This is a genomic window from Paenibacillus sp. MMS20-IR301 (assembly GCF_032302195.1).
Classification (GTDB): Bacteria; Bacillota; Bacilli; order Paenibacillales; family Paenibacillaceae; genus Paenibacillus_AQ.
This window is the reverse complement of the sequence record NZ_CP135275.1, coordinates 5,184,005-5,199,166: the sequence shown is the minus strand read 5'-3', so window position 1 is coordinate 5,199,166 and position 15,162 is coordinate 5,184,005. Positions and strand designations below refer to the sequence as shown.

Below are 15,162 nucleotides of genomic sequence, written 5' to 3'. Positions count from 1 at the left end.
GGTTAATTCACCACAGATAGTGTACCTTAGTACTATTAGTATCCGGGAGTGGTGATTGTTATGAAAAAGAGTAGACAAACCCCTGCGCTGGTCGCGGCCTCGATACTGCTGATCATTATCAGCAGTGTGATCCCGTCAGACAAATCAGCTTGGCTGGGAGCGCTGCAGACGATTCTGCTTGGTGCCGGGCTGCTCGGCTGCTGTATGGCTTTTGTGCGTTTTACCAAGGGCGGCAAGGGGAAACGCTAAATTATTATAGGGCAAATAGAGGGCCGTGGCGGATGCTGCGGCTTTTGTTGTTCCGGCATCTATACAATGTAAGCCATACGGACAGAGAGGACCTTATTTTGTGTAAAAGACTAATTTTCTGCCCGTTATGGACACAGGGGCTCTTATATTGTTCAATTGTGCTCGAAATGGCGGAAAACGGCTTTGTTAAGCGCACCTGAGTCCGCATGGCTCTCTAAAAGGCGATATTTGTGAGAAATAAGCGCTCTACGGTCCGCATGCTTGGAGCAGCCTTCCCGTTCTGAAGAGCTGAGCAGATAAATAAAAGGTACCGGCCTTCTGGAGAGGGCGGTACCTTTGGGTTCATACTATATTACTCGGCGGCAGCGTCGATAAGCTCCTGGAGCTCTGGAAGATTGAAGCCTTTGACCGCCCGGCCCCCGTACACGGTGACTGGAATCCCCATGAAGCCAAGCTGCTCTACTTCATCCTGGTAGGCGGCGCTCGCCATGACATCTCTGACTTCAAAAGGTACTCCCTTGCTTGTAAGCAGCTGCTTTACCTGATTGCAGTCGCTGCAGCCTGAGGTAGAATAGACAATAACGTTTGCGCTCATTGTTCTACAGCTTCCTTGATGGCATTCCGGGTAATCTTCCAGTGGGAGGTGTTCCAGCGGACCTCGCCATCCTCAAGCAGGAAAATTTGCGGTGATTCATGCTTAATGCCGAAATCCTCGGCGATCTGATTGGATACAGGACGGTCTTCAATGACATGTACTATAGCTGCAGGAGTAGCGGAATCCTGGGAATACGCCTTGAACTCCTCATGGGCTTTGGCACTGATCGGGCAGGTGGTGCTGTGCTTGAAAAGCAATTTTTTGCCGGGCTGGCCGACGTATTGCTGCAGTTCATCCAGTGTATGGATTTGTTGAATGGACATTGGAGATTCCCCTTCCCGGGTTAGAATTGTAAAAGCATCTTGCCAGCAATTGTGTTGTTAGCAACTATTATTCTTGATTGTAGCATAGTTCAAAATTAAAGCAAAAGAATGTTCGAAAGTCCCGTCCCCCTCCCTTGCAGGATGTTGAATAGTACTGAGGGTCATGCTAATGTGAGAAGCAAATCGGTGCCTGCGCTCCGGGAAGTGGGAATAGGGGGACAATGAATGACAAAGGTTGCTTGTGTTACCGGTGCTGACCGCGGGCTGGGATTGCACCTTGCGCGCTCGCTGCTGGAGAATAAGTACAGAGTATTTGCCGGCCGGTACTTGGCGGACTGGGGTGAGCTGGATAAGCTGAAAGCGCAATACCCGGACAAGCTGATACTGATTCCTCTGGATATCGGCAATGTAGAGAGTGTGAAGAAGGCGGCACGCAGCATAGCCGGGAGTACAGGGCATATTGATCTCATAATTAACAATGCTGCTATAATTCACGAGGCTGATGATGCTACAATGCTTGTAGATATGGATGATGAAGCCATGGCGCAGATCTATAATGTGAACACGCTTGGTTCGCTGAGAGTGAGCAATGCGCTCATGGGACTGTTATTGCAGGGCAAGCAGCGGCTGATTGTTAATATCTCTTCGGAGGCCGGCAGCATCGGGCAGAACAAACGGATTAATATGTACGGCTACTGCATGTCGAAGGCAGCGCTTAATATGCAGTCCTCACTGATGCATAATCATCTGCGTGTGATGGGCGGGCAGGTCATGGTCTATCATCCCGGCTGGCTGCAATCCTATATGCACGGCGAGAAGAATCTTGAAGCGCCTATTGCTCCGGAGGATTCTGCTTACAAGCTTATGGGCATCATCCAGGAGCATAAGAAGTATCAGAGTGAGGAGCCTGTCTATATTGATCTTGACGGCAATCTGTGGCCCTGGTAACAGCGTCAGGCAATAGAGGGTAGCGGAATTATTTTGACAAAGAGAGGTGTAGATGAAATGGCTTCTTTAAAAGCACTGGCATTCGGCAGCTACAGCGAAGTGAAATATCATCCGTTCGCAGGTGTGGACCGTGAGATTGAGGGGCTTCTGGCCCCGGACCTCGACGTTATCTCTACTGAGGATTACGGGCTGATGAATCCGCAGCAGCTTGCTGAATGCAGCCTGGTTGTTTCGTATACGGAGTTCTCGGATCAGCCGCTATCTGCTGCTGAATCCGGTGCGCTGCTGTCTTATGTCGCGGGCGGCGGCGGTCTGCTCGTAATACACAATGGAATCTCCCTGCAGCGCAATCAGGAGCTTGGACTGATGCTGGGGGCCCATTTCACCCACCATCCCGATTATACCGCGCTGCAGATGAGCATCACTGCTCCGGAGCATCCGATAATGGACGGAATCAGCAATTTTGTTATTGAGGATGAGCCGTATTATTTCGAACAGCTGCCCTATTTCGCAACAACAGTGCTGGCGGAGTATCCCCACGGCGGGGCGATGAGACAGGCAGCGTGGTGCCATCCGTTCGGACAAGGGCGGATTGTCTACCTGATGCCCGGGCATCATCTGCCGTCTTTCTCGGTAGAGCCTTTCCGTAGGATGATCCGCAGAGGCGGGCTGTGGGCCGCCGGGTTACTGTAGCTACAGATAAACGCTGAAGGAAATAAAGGCAGCTGCGAGACCAACTGAAGCCCGGCTTTGGTTGGTTTCTTTGTGCAGAGGCAGGTTAGCAGGATAAATTCTCTGATAAAAAAAGCCTTGACCCTTCCACTAATGTCAGGGTTTATACTACAAGCAGACCATTTCTCATGAACCCCGGGGAGAATGCCATGAAGATAGGTGAACTCGCAGCAAGCACGGGCGTAAGTGTCCGTTCATTACGATATTATGAGGCTCAGGGACTGATTAAACCGCTCCGCCAGGATAACGGGTACCGCGAATATTCGCCGCTGGCCGTGGAGACGGTGGAGACGATCAAGCTCTATTTGAATCTGGGCTTGTCCACCGGGGAGATTGCCGGCTTCCTGCATTGTGTTCTTAAGAATAAAGAGGCTTTCTGTGCCGAAGTCATGCCGCTGTACCGCAGTAAGCTGGAAGAAATCGAGCGCCAGCTGGTGCAGCTGAATCAGATTAAGCAGAATCTGCAGGAGCGGATGGCTTCCATCCTGGAGGAGCAGCAGGCAGCCGGTGAAGCAGTTGAACTGGCAGACAGGACGGCCCGCGGCAGAGAGAATGAATTGAAGTAGAATTGAGTGATATCCCGGATAAGAGGAGGAAATGATATGGCTATCATTATTGCTGAGGACGCCGTAAGTGTACGGGAACAGCTGCAGGCTGAAGGAACAGTACTGGTGGATTACGGTGCTTCGTGGTGTCCGCCCTGCAGAACGCTGCTGCCGATTCTGGAAGAGCTGAATGTGGAATACGGGGAAGCGGTAAAGATGATTAAGGTTGATTGCGATGAACTGCCGGAGCTGGCATCTGAAGCCGGAGTGATGAGCATGCCGACAGTCATCGTCTACAGCGGCGGGCAGGCGGTTGAGAAGCTGGTCGGCCTGCGGCCGAAATCGGTATATCAGGGCGTGCTGAACAAAACTGCCGGGTTGCTCCGGAATACTATATAAAAATAGCAGGCTTAACAAGCCGCAAAAACGGGTACCTCTTACGCAGAGAGTACCCGTTTCCATTTCATTGATTATTATGGCGGACGCAGATAATCTGTTATAATTTCGTGCTTACGGTTACAGGAACAACCTCGTTCTGATGCAGGGCTTCCAGTACCTCAGCCTTGAGGCCTTCGGTGAATGCGGCCCATGTTTTTTTGCCGACATCCAGCTCCTCGCGTCCTATGGCATTCAGGGTTTCCAGCCACACCCGCTTATCGTTAATGACCCCGAGCTGCTCCTGAATATCCTTATAGATTGCTTCGTGGGCATGGAATTTCTGATTCAGTGCGAACGCAGCTGCATTTGCTGTATAACGCAGCTCCTTGGCCGCAATCCGCAGCTCATGAAGCGCATCGAATGCCTCTGTTGACTCAGCAGCGCCCGGTGCCTTGAACAGGGTCTTGCAGGTTTTCTGCTTCTGCTCGAAAGCGACCTCCAGCTCACGCATGACCACATTCGCATCCTTTTTGGCGGCCAGAGGCTCCAGCTGTTCACTGATAAAGCGGTTCCACTGCAGATCAAGCGTTTTGCCGGACAGCTTGGGGAGGGCCTCCTCCAGCTTTTTGCGGAACGCCTTCCGCTTATCCTTCTGGTGCCGGATTACTGCTTTCAGCAGCTCTGCAGTTTTGGTGTCGCCGGCTTCTTTCGCTGCCTTGCGGCGCTCCTTGAATGAGGCAATCAGTACATCGGCGTCCCGGACTTTACCGAGCTTTTTCTGGGCCTGCTTGAAGGTGCTGTACAGCTCTTCCGTGGCTGAATGCGCCGGATCCAGAATAGACAGAAGGGTCAGCAGCTTGCGGCTGTTAACTCTGGCCTGGTGGATATCTTCATCCCCGAAGCCCTGGAGCGCTCCCTTGCTGTAATCCTGAAAATTAATATAGAGCCTGTTCATAGCCTGTTCCCATTGTCTGGTTTTGCTTACTTGCTTGTCCTTTGTCAGTTGTTGGGCGGTCATGCGGCATCACTCCTAAGGGTTGTGTATAGCATGAGCATAAAGGCGGATTTTATTGATGGGATAATCTTCTTATCCTCTAGGATAACGGGTTCCGGCCAGCTTTTCAAATAAAGGATTATGCAGCTAAAAGGACTATATAGCAAAAGGAGCTTACAGCTGGAGAATCGTACAACTGAAAGATCATACAGCTAAAAGAGCTTGCAGTTGAAGGAACATAGACCGTACAACTGAAAGATCATATAACTAAAAGGAGCTTACAGTCGCGGCTTCGCACCGGTGGCCTGAATCGGTTACAATAGGCAGTATAAGCTGATGCTGGAACAGGAAGTCAGAGAACTTACAATTATAGCGGAATACGCAGCGTTAGTTGCTGGGCAGGCTGAGGCTGAGGCCTCCGTATCCGGGGAAGAGGTATCAGATTGGTACATACAGGAAGCTGTAATGAGATTTGAGCCTTATACTGTGCTTGGTCATGGAGCAGCGGGCGGGCTGCCCGGAGAGATGATCCTCTTCACGCATTTGGAAGGGGACGCAGAGTCAGCTCAGGATATGCTCCTGCCGTTCGCCTTCGAAGAGGTGCTCTGCCGTGATGTCGGAGCGGGAGTGATTGCTCCGGTGCTGCATCTATGGATGCACCCGGGCGGTGTAGCCCTGGGGCTGCGGGACAGCAGGCTGCCCCGTGCCGCAGAAGCGATGGCGGCCCTTGAGCGGCAGGGAATGCGCACGGCGGTCCGGCATTCCGGCGGCGCTGCGGTGCCGCTGGATGCCGGAATCGTCAACGTCTCTCTGCTGCTCCCTAAGCCTGCGGGTAAGCTGGACTTTCACGATGACTTCCGGCTGCTGGCTGCGCTGATTACTGAGGCGGTAGCCGTAAGCCATCCCCAGGCAGCGGCGTTCGTCCGCGCCGAGGAAGTCACCGGGTCGTACTGTCCCGGAGACTTCGACCTGTCCATCGGCGGGCGCAAATTCTGCGGTATCGCCCAGCGGAGGCAGAGCAGCGCGTACTTCGTTCACGCGTTCGTGGTCGTATCCGGCTCCGGCCTGGAGCGCGGAGAACTTATCCGCAGCTTCTATGCAGAAGCTGCGGCCGGGGATGAGTCTCTGGACTACCCGCGGGTGCGTCCAGAGACTATCGCTGCCCTCGGTGAGCTTGGCGGCCCGGCTTCGGCCGCCGTATTCGCCGAGGGCATCCGGCAGGCGGCTGCCCGCCGGGGCACCCGGTTGAAGCCTGCTGCACTTGTGCAGCAGGAGACCGGCTTCCGCCTCCGGTACAGCGACCCGCGGGTGCTGGAGGCGGCGCGCGTGCTGCGCGAGCGGTACGCGCGCTGATTACTGCGCGCGGCGGAGCTTGCTGTGCTGTGCGCAGAGGAGAGTGGAATAAGGTTTGAAGGTTGAGGTTTGGGTATACAGTACGGGTGAGTGAATGTGAATGCGGGTAAGTGCAGACGGCTGAATGGATCTGCACTTTTTTGCTGTGTTGTAGAAGCTGAGCCACGGAATAGAGGGAAGAGCAATTGAGTAGGCTACCGCTCCGGTGGAGTAACTTCTGCTCTTTTACACTAACTTTTTGACGCTACTGCCGCTACTGTTTGGAACAGATGAAGTGGAAAAGTGTCCCGGAAATCGTGCGAAACAGGCGTTTGGGCAAATGAAGGGCAAAAGCAGATTTCAATCAATAAAGTAGACAGTCATGCGCCGGTTTTCAAGTAAATAATTTAGGCTTACGGACAGGAGAGGCGTTAAGATGTGGAAAAGCGCCTGAATGCACGCCTAGACGGACACCAGCGCCGTTATTTCGCCGGAAAAGTGGTGCTGGCACATAAAAAGTGGCGGATAAGGGCCATGGTGTCCGCAAACTTGTCAAGTGGAGCAATAATGGGCTGATAAGAGCTGTGGTGTCCGTAGTCTCCAATCCACCCAAGTACCCGAAGTGTTCAAAGTAACTGAAGAATCCGAAAGCACCCAAAGCACCCAAAGCACCCAAAGCACCCAAAGCACCTCAAAGTTACCAAGTGTCTCCCGAGTGCCCCTAGTCTCTCAAGTAACCAAAATCCTTAAATTAGCTAAATTACCCAAATTACCCAAATTACCTGAAGTGTGCGCCAGACGGTGTACGCATTTGAATCGGGTGGTTAGTGTTTCTTCCTCTATATTCCACTCCGAAATGACATTCCGGCGTACTTAAATGGAGTTTTTGAATCGCCGCAATCTGGCCGGAACAGAAAGCAGAAATCAGGGGCACAAGTGCCCCTGATATCGCCGAAAGCGGGCGATAAAAGGAAATTAAGGGCACAAGTGCCCCTAATATCACCAAAAGCGGGCGATGAAAGGAAAATAGGTGCACAAGTTCCCCAGACATCGATTTACACGCTACCTTCGCCACCCGCCCTACCTAGCTACTCATCCCCAACCCCTCCAGACAATCTCGTCCCTCTTCACGCCTAGTCCTCATCACCTCAGTCACCAATGACCAATTACCTGTACAGCTCCGGCCGTCTGTCGGCGAAGACCGGTATTTGCCGGCGCACGTCCTGCACCATGGCAAGGTTAAGCTCACCGTACAGAATATCTTCGTCCCCGGCGGCCTCGCACACAATCTCGCCCCAAGGATCAATGATCATGGAATGTCCGCCAAAAGTGTTCGCCGGATCAGCACCGGCCCGGTTGCAGGCCACAACGTAGCACTGGTTCTCAATGGCCCGGCTGATCAGCAGCGCCCGCCAGTGGGACAAGCGGGGCAGCGGCCACTCTGCGCTGACGAACAATACTCCGGCCCCGGCGGCCGTGTGGACCCGCACCCATTCCGGGAAGCGGATGTCATAGCAGATCAGTCCGGCGCATAGTGTCCCGTCCAGCTCGAACAATCCTTTGGCTGAGCCGGGCTGCAGGTAGTGATGCTCATCCATAAGCTTGAAGAGATGCAGCTTGCTGTATTCTCCGGCAGGTGCGCCGGTACGGTCAAATACGAGCATGGTGTTGGTAATGCCGGCATCCCCCCTCACCGCGACTGAGCCAGCCACGATATTGACGCTGTATTCCCGGGCTAAGCCGGAGATCAAAGCTGCTGTAGTGCTGCCCCCGTCGTCCGCAATGTCATCGAGGCGGGTCAGATCATAGCCGGTCGTCCACAATTCAGGAAGGAGAATGCAGTCGGGGTTACCCGCGGCGGCTTCGCGGATTTTGCGTTCTGCCGCAGCATAATTCACCTCCGGATTGCCAAATGCTATATCGAGCTGGATCAGCGCTATTTTCATACAATCTCTCCTCTGGAATTTTAAATTAGTTGACGGGTCAATGATTTCGGTGTAAAGTGGATTTTGTCAAAAAGATTTTGCACAATCTATTTGCGTAAGGGGGTTAATTTTGACTGAATATCTGCCCGACGAAGATTTGATCTTCGAGCTGCTGCAGGCGCTGCATAAAGGTATCAGCCCGAAATTCGAGCGTTGTGCCGGCATTACGCCTACCCGTTTCCGTCTGCTGCAAGAGCTGTACAAAACGGCTGAGATCAGCCAGATTTCGCTGCAAAAAACAGTCGAGATCGACGCCGCTGCGGTCACCCGCCATTTGCGCGGGCTTGAGGAAAGCGGGATGATTGCCCGCCGGAATAATCCTGCGGATAACAGGGTCACCCTCGTCTCCCTGACAGATCAGGGGCGGGAGCATATTAATGCTTACCGGGAGGAGAAGACAAGATTCATCAGCGATCTGCTCACCGGATTCAGCGGACAGGAACGCAAAGAACTGGCAGAGATGCTTGCCCGGCTGCAGCATAATATTAATTTACTGTAGCCTTCACCTATAATCAAACTATAAAGGAGCTTATTATTCATGAACACAACCAGAACCAACGACTTCACCAGCATTATTACAGGACGCCGCTCAATTCGCAAATATGATACAGCTGTCAAAATCAGCAAAGAGGAAATGACCGAAATTCTGAGCGAAGCCACACTGGCCCCTTCCTCTGTAAATATGCAGCCTTGGCGTTTCCTGATCATTGAAAGTCCGGAAGCCAAAGCCAAGCTGGCCACTATTGCCAAATTCAATCAGCTTCAGGTAGAAACCTCTGCTGCGATGATTGCGGTATTCGGCGACTTGAACAATTTTGATTATGCTGAAGAAATCTATGGAACAGCGGTAGAACGCGGACTGATGCCTGCTGAGGTAAAAGAAAGACAGCTGACCGCGCTGGGTGCCCATTTTGCCAATCTGCCGGCAGCGGTGAACAGAGAAACCGTAATGATCGACGGCGGACTGGTCTCCATGCAGCTGATGCTGGCTGCCCGTGCACACGGCTATGATACAAATGCTATCGGCGGCTTCGAAAAGGATCAGATTGCTGAATTGTTCGATATGGACAAGGAACGTTACATTCCGGTTATGCTGATCTCGATTGGTAAAGCGGTTGATGCAGGTTATGCGTCGGTACGCCTGCCGGTTGACACCGTTGCCCAGTGGAAATAAGCAGAAGTTGAACGAACTGCGGACCAATCGCAGAAAGCGGTGCTCTACTACATTTCAGGAGGAATACTAATGATTATTATTCATGCATTGCTTCAGGTAAATCCGGCGCGCGAGGATGAGTTCCTTGAAACGGCGAAGTCGCTGGTTGCTGCAACCCATGAAGAAGAAGGCAATTTGTCATATGAGCTGTACAAGCATGCCGGCGGCGGAAATACCTACATCATGGTTGAAGCCTGGCGTGATCAGGCAGCTGTAGCGGCTCACAACACGAGCGCACACTTTACCGGTTTTGCCGCCAAGGCAGGAGAATTCCTGACTGCGCCGCTTGATGTTAAGCTGTATAATGCTGAAGAGCTGAGCAGATAAACGTTGAGCCGCTGGCTCGAACTGAACCAGCCCTGAAGGATAAGCTGCTGAATCCGAAACGAAGAGGGTGAGCTGCCAGTGAACTTGTTTGAACCTTCAGAACTGCTGAAGTCCCTGCCGGGGCAGTTCTTCGCTGCACTTGTTGCCAGAGCAGGTGCGGTTGCCGCCGGGGGGCATGATGTAATCAATCTGGGGCAGGGGAATCCGGATTTGCCTACCCCGGCCCATATTGTTGAAGCACTGCAGACAGCCGGGGCCGATCCTCAGAACCACAGGTATCCGCCGTTTCGCGGGTACAGGTATCTGAAGGAAGCGGCAGCTGAATTCTACAGCCGGGAATATGGCGTAGAGCTTGACCCGGACCGTGAGGTGGCGGTTTTGTTCGGCGGCAAGACCGGGCTGGTTGAGGTGGTCCAGTGTCTGCTTAATCCGGGAGATACGGCGCTCGTGCCTGATCCCGGCTATCCGGACTACTGGTCAGGAATTGCACTGGCCCGCGCGGAGATGGAGATGATGCCGCTGACGGCAGAGCATGCTTTTCTGCCCGATTATAGCAGCATTGGCCTTGAAACCGCTGCGAAAGCCAAGCTGATGTTCCTGAATTACCCGAATAATCCAACCGGCGCTGTTGCTACCGGGGAGTTCTTCGCGGAAACGGTGCAGTTCGCATCCAGGCATAATATTTGTGTGGTGCATGATTTCGCCTATGCCGCTATCGGGTATGAAGGGCAGAAGCCGCTGAGCTATCTGCAGACACCGGGTGCCAAAGCCCAGGGTATCGAGATCTACACCCTATCCAAAACCTACAATATGGCCGGCTGGCGTGTCGCCTTTGCTGTAGGCAATGCCAGTGTAATTGAGAGCATCAACCTGCTGCAGGATCACATGTACGTCAGTCTGTTCGGTGCAGTCCAGGAGGCAGCGAGGGCAGCACTTCTTGGCCCCCAGACTCCGGTAGAGGAGAATGTAGCCCGTTATGAAGCACGCCGTAACCTGCTGATTCAAGGCCTGCACAACATCGGCTGGGAGGCAGAAGCTCCGGGCGGCTCCTTCTTTGCCTGGCTTCCCGTCCCAAAAGGCTATACCTCGGAGAGCTTCGCCAGCCTGCTGCTGGATAAGGCGCATGTGGTAGTGGCGCCGGGGATCGGTTTTGGTGCTTACGGTGAAGGTTACGTCCGGGTAGGACTGGTCAGTGATGAAGCCCGGCTGGCGGAGGCAGTGGAGCGGATTGCCCGGCTGGGGATCTTTCACCCGAAGGCGTTATAATAACAAGCTGCTGATTATAGCTACACCCCGGGGATGCCCGGCAGTCCTGACGGCTGCCGCAGCATCCCTGTTTGCATTGCTTACGCAGTATCCCAAGCATTACAGGACATGTAACCGCGATGCTGTCATACGCTTTTCACATACACAATATGTCCCGCAGCCGTATGTCATGTATAATGGGCGTTATAACATTGATGATGGAGCTAATGAAGATGAATATTAACATACTTGCAGCGGGCCTTAAGAAGGATGAGATCCGGTTTGCCTCAGAGTTTGGTGAAGGCAGGGGGATCTGGTGCGGCGCCTCCGGAGCTGCCGGGGAGACCTGTGCAGTGGAATTTGAGCTGCCCCCGCTGTTCATGAGATGGGTTGATATTATACCGGCCGGCAGCAGCACTTTCAAGATCCGCATGGACGGTGAAGCGGTCATACTCACGGGGATACTGGAGAATATCGAGGAGGACGGCACCGGTTATCTGCGGCTGGGCGGGGATTTAATTATGTTTGAATGCCTTGGTGAACCGATGGCGCTGGGCGGATTTGTAGAGATCCGCACCCGGGAGCTCAGACTCTACCCGGTGAATTTTTGAACCGGTGAGGTGCACGGAGAGCTGACATTTTGCGGTAGCGGCGTAGCCACCTGCCGCTAAATAGGCTAAGATAATATAGATTGTATAGTATAGCATGAGGAGCAGAGGTCCAATGAACAGCGATATTCAACAATTTAAGACGGAATTCTTCAAGGCGCTGGCTCATCCGATGCGGATTCGTATTCTGGAGCTGCTCAGTGAAGGCGAGAAGAATGTGAACGAACTGCAGGCGATCCTTGGCTCGGAGGGTTCCGCCGTATCCCAGCAGCTGGCCGTGCTCCGTGCCAAGAATGTGGTAACCAGTGTGAAGGAAGGCACTACAGTAATCTATGCCCTCCGCGATCCCCTGATCAAAGATCTTCTGGCAGTAGCCAGACAAATATTCGACAACCATCTTGTGAATACGATATCCCTGCTTGAAGGGATCCGCAGCGAATAACCCCGGCCTTCCGGGGTGCCGCCAGGGCAGATTCCCCCGTTGACAAGAGCAGCGGGCAGGAGTAATGTGATTATTATATTCAAATAATCAGATATTCAAAGAAAAGAAGGTTAGATGATGACTGGGCTCAGCCGATTTAAAGGCTACAACATGGCTTCACTGCGCAAGGATATCATTTCAGGGACGATCGTCGGCGTAATTGCCATCCCGCTCGGGATGGCATTTGCTATTGCTTCCGGGGTCAAGCCGGAGTACGGAATTTATACAACCATAGTAGCTGGTATTCTAATTTCCTTGTTCGGCGGTTCAAAGTTTCAGATTGGCGGACCTACGGGTGCGTTTATTCCTATTTTGTTTGCCATTGCCATGGAATACGGGTATGAGAACCTGCTGATTGCCGGAATGATGGCCGGGGTTATACTCGTGGTAATGGGCGTCCTGCGGCTCGGGGTACTGATCAAGTTCATTCCGAAGCCGGTGACGATCGGGTTCACGGCGGGGATTGCCGTGATTATTTTCAGCGGGCAGATTGCCAACTTTCTCGGGCTGAGGGATATGGAGCGCCATGAGAGCTTCGTGGATAATATGAAGGAAATCGGTGCACATCTCTCGACTACTAACCTCTACAGTATCCTGACAGCGGGCATTTGTCTGGCTGTTGTGATACTGGGGATGCGCTTTGCGCCGAAGGTGCCGGGCTCGCTGATCGGGCTGCTCTGTGCAACGGTTATTGCCGCGCTGTTCTTCAGCGGCAAGGTTACCACGATTGGCTCGGCTTACGGGGATATTCCCAATACGCTGCCGAGCTTTCATTTCCCGGTTATTACCTGGGAGAAGATCAAGCTGCTGATCCGTCCGGCCTTCATCATTGCCATGCTCGGTGCCATTGAATCCCTGCTGTCGGCAGTGGTTGCTGACGGCATGTCAGGGACCAGGCATGACAGCAACCGTGAGCTGGTCGGCCAGGGCATCGCCAATATTGCCGCACCGCTCTTCGGCGGTATCCCAGCTACCGGTGCAATTGCCAGAACCGCTACGAATATCCGCAGCGGTGCAGCTTCCCCGCTCTCGGGCGTTATCCATGGCGTTGTCGTATTTCTGATTCTGCTGTTATTTGCACCGTATGCTTCAAGCATCCCGCTGGCGGCGATGGCTCCGATCCTGATGGTCGTAGCCTGGAACATGAGTGAACGGAAGGAATTTCTTCATCTGCTGAAGCTGAAGACCGGTGATTCGCTGGTGCTGTTCATCACGTTCCTGCTGACGGTATTTGCAGATCTGACAGTGGCTGTTGAGGTAGGCCTGGTGCTTGCGGTAATTCTCTTCGTGAAACGGATGGGCGAGGTCCACAGGGTCTCCAAGGTACTGCCTGATCCTGCTTCCGTGAAGGTTGAGGCCCATATGGTAACGGACAGCCATGACTGCCCGCAGATTGGAATCTACAATGTTGAGGGGCCGCTCTTCTTCGGGGCCGCCTACCGTTTCGATCATACGATGCCGGGGCCGGGACCGGATCAGGCCAAGGTGATCCTGCTGCGCATGAGCAAGGTTCCGCTGATGGATACTACCGGTGAAGCCAATCTGGCTTCCCTGGTGAAGCAGCTGCAGGCGGACGGCGGACGGCTGATGATTGCCGGCATCCAGAGTCAGCCGCTGGAGCTGCTGAAGAAGACGGGGCTGTATGACAGAATCGGCGCCGCGCAGTTCTACGAGCATACAGGGGAAGCGATTAATGAAGCGCTGGGCAGCATCAGCCATACCCGCTGTGAAGGCTGCAGGCATGCCGCCTTCAGGGAATGCAGCGTATTGAGCGGACTGGAAGAGGCAGCCCCGCGGGGCGCTGCCTTCAAGGGCCGTACACCGGCAGTTGCAAGGAAGCTGAGCGGTGGGGTATAGGCACGCAGTTAGGCCATATAATGGACTTAATTTAATATAAGCCTAAGAATAGAGCATATCTCCCGGACGGAGATATGCTCTATTTCGGTTATGGCTGCTGACAGCGGCGGTGCTGTACAATCTGTGGCTGCGGCTTGCGGCCGGTCCCGGCAGCAACCCGGATTGGACGAAGCGGTTCCATATTTGTACAATACTTAAGAACAGCTGAGAATTGAATTTCAGGTATGTACATAGCGGGACTATACCATGTTAAGGAGATTATCCAACATGAAGGAACTGAATTATTCGAAGGTTTTTGTACTTTTGGCAGGCACGACAGCGGCCACACTTGCTGTATACCGCGTAGTCTCACTTCAGACGGATTCATTCTATGCCTTTCTGCTCTGGAATCTGTTCCTGGCCTGGATACCATTCTTCATCTCTATGGCGGCACATGAGCTGGACAAGCGGCGGATTGGCGGATGGCTGCTGCTGCCGCTGGGCGCTGCATGGCTGCTGTTTTTTCCGAATGCGCCTTATATTATGACAGATCTGGTGCATTTAACGGTCCGCAAAAGCAGATATATCGCCGAAGGAGCGATTCAAAGCCGGTACTGGTACGATCTGGTCATGCTGCTTCTGTTCACCTGGAGCGGCTGGCTGACCGGGTTCTTCTCCCTGTATCAGTTCCAGCATGTGATCTTGCGCAAAAGCAATCTGCTGCTCTCCTGGATCTTCGTGCTGGTTGCCTGCGCGCTGGGCGGCTACGGTGTCCTGCTCGGCAGAGTCTACCGCCTGAACAGCTGGGATGTGCTGACAGACCGCCATCAGCTGTACCAGCTGGTACTGGACAGTCTGAACCGCCAGTCGGTGTTCTTCAGCCTGTTCATCGCCTTTGTACTGCTGGTGATCTATGCCACGCTGTATTGTCTGCTGAACGGACTCGCCAGCGGCAGCCGCCGGGCTTATTCGAAGGGCGGCAGGAAATGATCTTCAGGGTCAAGGCTGACACCTGTTTCCGGTTCCAGATCCAAATCCAGATCCAGATCCGGGCCGGGCTCATACTGGTAGCGGGCAAGGTCAACTACACCGCGTTCGTCAAAAGCGATTCCTTCCCCCAGCAGATACAGCTGCTGAAGCGAACCGGATTCATCTTCGGTAAGTGAAATCATTCCTTTAGAATTAATGACCCGGTGCCATGGCAGCTTGTATTTGCGGCTCATGGAGTGCAGGATACGAACCACTTGTCTGGCCCCCCTGGGGCTGCCCGCCGCGCGGGCAATTCCGCCGTAGGTCATCACAGAACCTTCCGGAATAGACCGGATAATGAGAATAACTTGTTTGGTGAATGGCTTCATGTTGCCCTCCTTT

The 15,162-nt window shown here is 53.4% G+C and carries 19 protein-coding genes; 14 read left to right on the top strand and 5 right to left on the bottom strand.

The genetic code is table 11. The features are described 5' to 3' along the window. The first annotated feature begins 60 nt into the window (after positions 1 to 60). Positions 61 to 249 (top strand): hypothetical protein, encoded by a 189-nt coding sequence (locus tag LOS79_RS22175; protein WP_315412379.1) that lies wholly within the window; start codon positions 61 to 63, stop codon positions 247 to 249. Between the two features lie 352 nt (positions 250 to 601). On the opposite strand, the gene LOS79_RS22170 is transcribed toward LOS79_RS22175, so the two are convergent. Together LOS79_RS22170 and ytxJ are read right to left on the bottom strand one after the other, a co-directional pair. Beyond that, on the bottom strand, positions 602 to 844 hold the full coding sequence (locus LOS79_RS22170; RefSeq protein WP_315412377.1) for a glutaredoxin family protein: 243 nt from the start codon (positions 842 to 844) through the stop codon (positions 602 to 604). Continuing rightward, entirely contained in the window at positions 841 to 1,167 is a 327-nt protein-coding gene (ytxJ, locus tag LOS79_RS22165) for a bacillithiol system redox-active protein YtxJ (RefSeq protein ID WP_315412376.1), read from the bottom strand. The genes LOS79_RS22170 and ytxJ overlap by 4 nt, the downstream gene beginning before the upstream one ends. Before the next feature lie 225 nt (positions 1,168 to 1,392). Between ytxJ and LOS79_RS22160 the strand changes: the two genes are divergently transcribed. The 4 genes from LOS79_RS22160 (at position 1,393) to LOS79_RS22145 (ending at position 3,791) form a co-directional block, all read left to right on the top strand. Further along, entirely contained in the window at positions 1,393 to 2,115 is a 723-nt protein-coding gene (locus LOS79_RS22160; RefSeq protein WP_315412375.1) for an SDR family NAD(P)-dependent oxidoreductase, read from the top strand. A 57-nt stretch (positions 2,116 to 2,172) separates the two neighbouring features. Next, positions 2,173 to 2,808 (top strand): ThuA domain-containing protein, encoded by a 636-nt coding sequence (locus LOS79_RS22155; RefSeq protein WP_315412374.1) that lies wholly within the window; start codon positions 2,173 to 2,175, stop codon positions 2,806 to 2,808. Positions 2,809 to 2,996: 188 nt separating this feature from the next. After that, positions 2,997 to 3,413 carry a MerR family transcriptional regulator gene (locus LOS79_RS22150; RefSeq protein WP_315412372.1) on the top strand — a complete coding sequence of 139 codons (417 nt, stop codon included), beginning with the start codon at positions 2,997 to 2,999 and terminating at the stop codon, positions 3,411 to 3,413. Between the two features lie 36 nt (positions 3,414 to 3,449). Then, positions 3,450 to 3,791, top strand: a complete 342-nt coding sequence (locus LOS79_RS22145; RefSeq protein WP_315412371.1) for a thioredoxin family protein — start codon at positions 3,450 to 3,452, stop codon at positions 3,789 to 3,791. Between the two features lie 97 nt (positions 3,792 to 3,888). Here the strand turns inward: LOS79_RS22145 and LOS79_RS22140 are convergent, their stop codons facing one another. After that, the gene (locus LOS79_RS22140) at positions 3,889 to 4,788 is read right to left on the bottom strand and encodes a CHAD domain-containing protein (protein WP_315412369.1); all 900 of its coding nucleotides are present in this window, start codon (positions 4,786 to 4,788) and stop codon (positions 3,889 to 3,891) included. A 441-nt stretch (positions 4,789 to 5,229) separates the two neighbouring features. Here LOS79_RS22140 and LOS79_RS22135 point away from each other — a divergent pair, with 441 nt between their 5' ends. Next, positions 5,230 to 6,117: a lipoate--protein ligase family protein gene (locus LOS79_RS22135; protein ID WP_315412367.1), complete on the top strand. Its 888-nt coding sequence runs from the start codon at positions 5,230 to 5,232 to the stop codon at positions 6,115 to 6,117. 1,145 nt (positions 6,118 to 7,262) lie between these two features. Here the strand turns inward: LOS79_RS22135 and LOS79_RS22130 are convergent. After that, complete coding sequence (locus tag LOS79_RS22130; RefSeq protein ID WP_315412366.1) at positions 7,263 to 8,042, bottom strand: carbon-nitrogen family hydrolase; 780 nt, start codon at positions 8,040 to 8,042, stop codon at positions 7,263 to 7,265. 109 nt (positions 8,043 to 8,151) lie between these two features. Between LOS79_RS22130 and LOS79_RS22125 the strand changes: the two genes are divergently transcribed. The 8 genes from LOS79_RS22125 (at position 8,152) to LOS79_RS22090 (ending at position 14,781) form a co-directional block, all read left to right on the top strand. Further along, a complete protein-coding gene (locus LOS79_RS22125) occupies positions 8,152 to 8,580 on the top strand; it encodes a MarR family winged helix-turn-helix transcriptional regulator (RefSeq protein WP_315412365.1) in 429 nt (142 codons plus the stop codon). Between the two features lie 39 nt (positions 8,581 to 8,619). Continuing rightward, positions 8,620 to 9,255 (top strand): nitroreductase family protein, encoded by a 636-nt coding sequence (locus LOS79_RS22120; RefSeq protein ID WP_315412364.1) that lies wholly within the window; start codon positions 8,620 to 8,622, stop codon positions 9,253 to 9,255. A gap of 69 nt (positions 9,256 to 9,324) precedes the next feature. Beyond that, positions 9,325 to 9,621, top strand: a complete 297-nt coding sequence (locus LOS79_RS22115; protein ID WP_315412363.1) for a putative quinol monooxygenase — start codon at positions 9,325 to 9,327, stop codon at positions 9,619 to 9,621. 78 nt (positions 9,622 to 9,699) lie between these two features. Then, the gene (locus LOS79_RS22110) at positions 9,700 to 10,887 is read left to right on the top strand and encodes a pyridoxal phosphate-dependent aminotransferase (RefSeq protein WP_315412361.1); all 1,188 of its coding nucleotides are present in this window, start codon (positions 9,700 to 9,702) and stop codon (positions 10,885 to 10,887) included. 212 nt (positions 10,888 to 11,099) lie between these two features. Next, entirely contained in the window at positions 11,100 to 11,477 is a 378-nt protein-coding gene (locus tag LOS79_RS22105; RefSeq protein ID WP_315412360.1) for a hypothetical protein, read from the top strand. A 112-nt stretch (positions 11,478 to 11,589) separates the two neighbouring features. Next, entirely contained in the window at positions 11,590 to 11,916 is a 327-nt protein-coding gene (locus LOS79_RS22100) for an ArsR/SmtB family transcription factor (protein ID WP_315412359.1), read from the top strand. Positions 11,917 to 12,033: 117 nt separating this feature from the next. Next, complete coding sequence (locus LOS79_RS22095) at positions 12,034 to 13,812, top strand: SulP family inorganic anion transporter (protein WP_315422381.1); 1,779 nt, start codon at positions 12,034 to 12,036, stop codon at positions 13,810 to 13,812. Between the two features lie 267 nt (positions 13,813 to 14,079). After that, entirely contained in the window at positions 14,080 to 14,781 is a 702-nt protein-coding gene (locus LOS79_RS22090) for a DUF1361 domain-containing protein (protein WP_315412357.1), read from the top strand. On the opposite strand, the gene LOS79_RS22085 is transcribed toward LOS79_RS22090, so the two are convergent. Continuing rightward, entirely contained in the window at positions 14,757 to 15,149 is a 393-nt protein-coding gene (locus tag LOS79_RS22085) for an MGMT family protein (protein WP_315412356.1), read from the bottom strand. The genes LOS79_RS22090 and LOS79_RS22085 overlap by 25 nt on opposite strands. Positions 15,150 to 15,162 lie beyond the last annotated feature (13 nt).

What these genes read in the sequence shown, in the direction of transcription:
- LOS79_RS22090 (WP_315412357.1), top strand. Translation starts at nt 14,080, where the DNA reads ATGAAGGAACTGAATTATTCGAAGGTTTTTGTACTTTTGGCAGGCACG.
- LOS79_RS22105 (WP_315412360.1), top strand. Translation starts at nt 11,100, where the DNA reads ATGAATATTAACATACTTGCAGCGGGCCTTAAGAAGGATGAGATCCGG.
- LOS79_RS22175 (WP_315412379.1), top strand. Translation starts at nt 61, where the DNA reads ATGAAAAAGAGTAGACAAACCCCTGCGCTGGTCGCGGCCTCGATACTG.
- LOS79_RS22170 (WP_315412377.1), bottom strand. Translation starts at nt 844, where the DNA reads ATGAGCGCAAACGTTATTGTCTATTCTACCTCAGGCTGCAGCGACTGC.
- ytxJ (WP_315412376.1), bottom strand. Translation starts at nt 1,167, where the DNA reads ATGTCCATTCAACAAATCCATACACTGGATGAACTGCAGCAATACGTC.
- LOS79_RS22115 (WP_315412363.1), top strand. Translation starts at nt 9,325, where the DNA reads ATGATTATTATTCATGCATTGCTTCAGGTAAATCCGGCGCGCGAGGAT.
- LOS79_RS22130 (WP_315412366.1), bottom strand. Translation starts at nt 8,042, where the DNA reads ATGAAAATAGCGCTGATCCAGCTCGATATAGCATTTGGCAATCCGGAG.
- LOS79_RS22145 (WP_315412371.1), top strand. Translation starts at nt 3,450, where the DNA reads ATGGCTATCATTATTGCTGAGGACGCCGTAAGTGTACGGGAACAGCTG.
- LOS79_RS22150 (WP_315412372.1), top strand. Translation starts at nt 2,997, where the DNA reads ATGAAGATAGGTGAACTCGCAGCAAGCACGGGCGTAAGTGTCCGTTCA.
- LOS79_RS22155 (WP_315412374.1), top strand. Translation starts at nt 2,173, where the DNA reads ATGGCTTCTTTAAAAGCACTGGCATTCGGCAGCTACAGCGAAGTGAAA.
- LOS79_RS22100 (WP_315412359.1), top strand. Translation starts at nt 11,590, where the DNA reads ATGAACAGCGATATTCAACAATTTAAGACGGAATTCTTCAAGGCGCTG.
- LOS79_RS22160 (WP_315412375.1), top strand. Translation starts at nt 1,393, where the DNA reads ATGACAAAGGTTGCTTGTGTTACCGGTGCTGACCGCGGGCTGGGATTG.
- LOS79_RS22085 (WP_315412356.1), bottom strand. Translation starts at nt 15,149, where the DNA reads ATGAAGCCATTCACCAAACAAGTTATTCTCATTATCCGGTCTATTCCG.
- LOS79_RS22140 (WP_315412369.1), bottom strand. Translation starts at nt 4,788, where the DNA reads ATGACCGCCCAACAACTGACAAAGGACAAGCAAGTAAGCAAAACCAGA.
- LOS79_RS22095 (WP_315422381.1), top strand. Translation starts at nt 12,034, where the DNA reads ATGACTGGGCTCAGCCGATTTAAAGGCTACAACATGGCTTCACTGCGC.
- LOS79_RS22135 (WP_315412367.1), top strand. Translation starts at nt 5,230, where the DNA reads ATGAGATTTGAGCCTTATACTGTGCTTGGTCATGGAGCAGCGGGCGGG.
- LOS79_RS22120 (WP_315412364.1), top strand. Translation starts at nt 8,620, where the DNA reads ATGAACACAACCAGAACCAACGACTTCACCAGCATTATTACAGGACGC.